The sequence below is a fragment of the Streptomyces bohaiensis genome, from assembly GCF_012033785.1.
In the GTDB taxonomy this organism is placed as follows: Bacteria; Actinomycetota; Actinomycetes; order Streptomycetales; family Streptomycetaceae; genus Streptomyces; species Streptomyces bohaiensis.
This window is the reverse complement of the sequence record NZ_JAAVJC010000432.1, coordinates 1-2,751: the sequence shown is the minus strand read 5'-3', so window position 1 is coordinate 2,751 and position 2,751 is coordinate 1. Positions and strand designations below refer to the sequence as shown.

The following is a 2,751-nucleotide window of genomic DNA, read 5'->3' as shown; positions in this document are numbered from 1 at the left end:
CGGCGGGCCTGCCCGCGACCGCCGTGGCCTGGGGGCACTGGGCCGTCCCCGGCGGCCCCGGAGCCGGGACCTCCCGCCCCGGCGTCCACGACCTCCCGCCGGCCACCGCGCTCGCCGCGCTGCGCCGCGCCCTCGACCACGACGAGACCACGGTCACGGTCTGCGACGTCGACTGGGCGACGCTGGCGGGCCCCGTCGTGCCGCCGCTCCTCGCCGACCTGCCCGAGGCCACGGCCGGACGCCACGACGCCGGCCAGGAACAGGAGGGCCCGGACGCGCTGCTGCGCCGTCTCGCCGAGGCCGACGCACCCGGACGCCGCAGGGTGCTCCGGCAACTGGTCCTCGACCAGACCGCCGAGGTGCTGCGCCACGCGGACAGCACGGCCGTCGACCCCCGCCGCGGCTTCCGCGAACAGGGCTTCGACTCGCTGGCGGCCGTGCAGTTCCGCAACCGGATCTGCGCCGCGACGGGGCTGACCCTGCCCGTCACCGCCGCCTTCGACCACCCCTCGCCCGGCGCGCTCGCCGACCATCTGCTGAGCGCCCTCACCCCGGAGAGCGGGACGGGTCCCGGCGATGCGGCCGACGACCTGGAGCAGGCCACCGACGACGAGATCGTGGCCCTGCTCGCCTCCGAGTTCGGCATCACCTGACCCCCGCCCACGGCAGCCCCGGCCCGGCGGAAGCGAAAGGACGACAGGACGTGGCGGACGACCGCATACGGCAACTGCTCAACAAGGTGACCGCGGAACTGCGGGAGGCCCGAGCACAGCTCGCCGCCCGCCCCGGCGCCGCGGGAGGCCCGGGCGAGGCCGTCGCCGTCGTCGCGGCGAGCTGCCGCTACCCGGGCGCGGTGCGCTCCCCGGAGGACCTCTGGCGGGTCGTCGCCGACGGCACCGACACCACGGGCGCGTTCCCCGCCGACCGCCACTGGGACGGGCCCGCCCTCCACGACCGCGACCCCGACGCGCGCGGCTCCGTCACCGCCTGCCGGGGCGGATTCCTCGACGACGTCGCCGGGTTCGACGCCGACTTCTTCGGCATCTCACCGCGCGAGGCGCTGGCCATGGACCCCCAGCAGCGGCTGCTCCTCGAACTCGCCTGGGAGGGCTTCGAACGCGCCGGCGTCGATCCGGACTCCCTGCGCGGCGCCGACGTCGGCGTCTTCGCGGGCATCAGCGCCACCGAGTACGGGGCCCGGTACGCCGGAGCGCCGCACGACCTGGAGGGCTACCTCGGCACGGGCAAGGCGGGCAGCGTGGTCTCGGGGCGCCTGTCCTACGTCTTCGGTTTCGAGGGGCCCTCGCTGACGGTCGACACCGCCTGCTCGTCCTCGCTGGTCGCCCTGCACCTCGCCGTCCGGTCCCTGCGTGCCGGGGAGTGCGCCATGGCACTCGCGGCTGGCGTCGCCGTCATCACCGAGCCCGCCGTGTTCGTGGAGTTCTCCCGACAGCGCGGGCTCGCCGCCGACGGCCGCTGCAAACCCTTCGCTGCCGCCGCCGACGGCACCGGGTTCAGCGAGGGGGCCGGGCTGCTCCTGCTCGAGCGGCTCTCCGACGCCCGCCGGCTCGGCCACCCCGTCCTCGGTGTGATCCGTGGCAGCGCCGTCAACTCCGACGGGGCCTCCAGCGGACTGACCACGCCCAACGGCCCCGCGCAACAGCGCGTCATCCGGGCCGCGCTCGCCGACGCCGGGCTCGGCCCCGGCGACGTCGACGCCGTCGAGGCCCACGGCACCGGCACCCGGCTCGGCGACCCCATCGAGGCCCAGGCCCTCCTCGCCACCTACGGCCAGGGCCGCGCCGGCGGCCCCCTGTGGCTGGGGTCCGTCAAGTCCAACCTCGGACACGCGCAGGGTGCGGCGGGCATGGCCGGGGTGATCAAGATGCTGATGGCGATGCGGCACGGCGTCCTGCCCCGGACCCTGCACGTCGACGCCCCGACCCCGGCCGTCGACTGGGACTCCGGCGCCGTCCGGCTGCTCGGCGAGGAGCGGGAGTGGCCGACGGGGGAGCGGCCCCGCCGGGCCGGTGTCTCCGGTTTCGGGATGAGCGGAACCAACGCGCACGTGGTCCTGGAGGCGGCGCCCCCGGCGGACGCCGCTCCGGACGCAGCTGCCCCAGGCGCCGGCACCGCCCCGCGCGACCGGCACCGCCCCGCCCTCCCGGTCGTGCCCTGGCTGCTGTCCGGCCAGGGCGCGGACGCCGTGCGCGCCCAGGCCGCCGCGCTCCGCGACCATCTCGCCGCCCACCCGGCGGATCCGGCCGACACCGGACTGGCCCTCGCCACCCGCCGCGCGCTGCTCTCCCACCGTGCCGTGCTCGTCGCCCCGCCCGGGCGGCTCGCCGCCGAACTCGGCGCACTCGCCGACGGGGAGAGCGACACCGTCGTCGAGGAGGGCAACGGCGGCGGCATCGCGTTCCTCTTCCCGGGCCAGGGAGCCCAGTTCGCGGGCATGGGCAGAGAACTCCACGCCACCTACCCGGTGTTCGCGGACGCCTTCGACGCGGTCTGCGCCGAACTCGACACCCACCTCGGGTCGGAGCTCACGACGTCCGTCGCCGACGCCGTGTTCGCCGCCGACGGCAGCCCCGAGGCCGACCGGCTGCACGGCACCGGATTCGCCCAGGCCGCGCTGTTCGCGGTGGAGACCGCGCTGTTCCGCCTGCTGGAGTCCTGGGGCGTCCGCCCCGACCTGGTCGCCGGGCACTCCGTCGGGGAACTCGCCGCCGCCCACGCGGCCGGCGTGTG

The 2,751-nt window shown here is 76.8% G+C and carries 1 protein-coding gene and 1 pseudogene; both read left to right on the top strand.

Features of this window, described 5'->3' with window-relative positions; translation table 11 throughout:
* Positions 1-653, top strand: a 653-nt coding sequence (locus tag HCN52_RS25755) for an acyl carrier protein (RefSeq protein WP_245175401.1), incomplete at its 5' end; no start/stop codon positions are given.
* A gap of 71 nt (positions 654-724) precedes the next feature.
* Positions 725-2,751 (top strand): annotated as a pseudogene (locus HCN52_RS23620) (type I polyketide synthase); the annotation flags it as partial.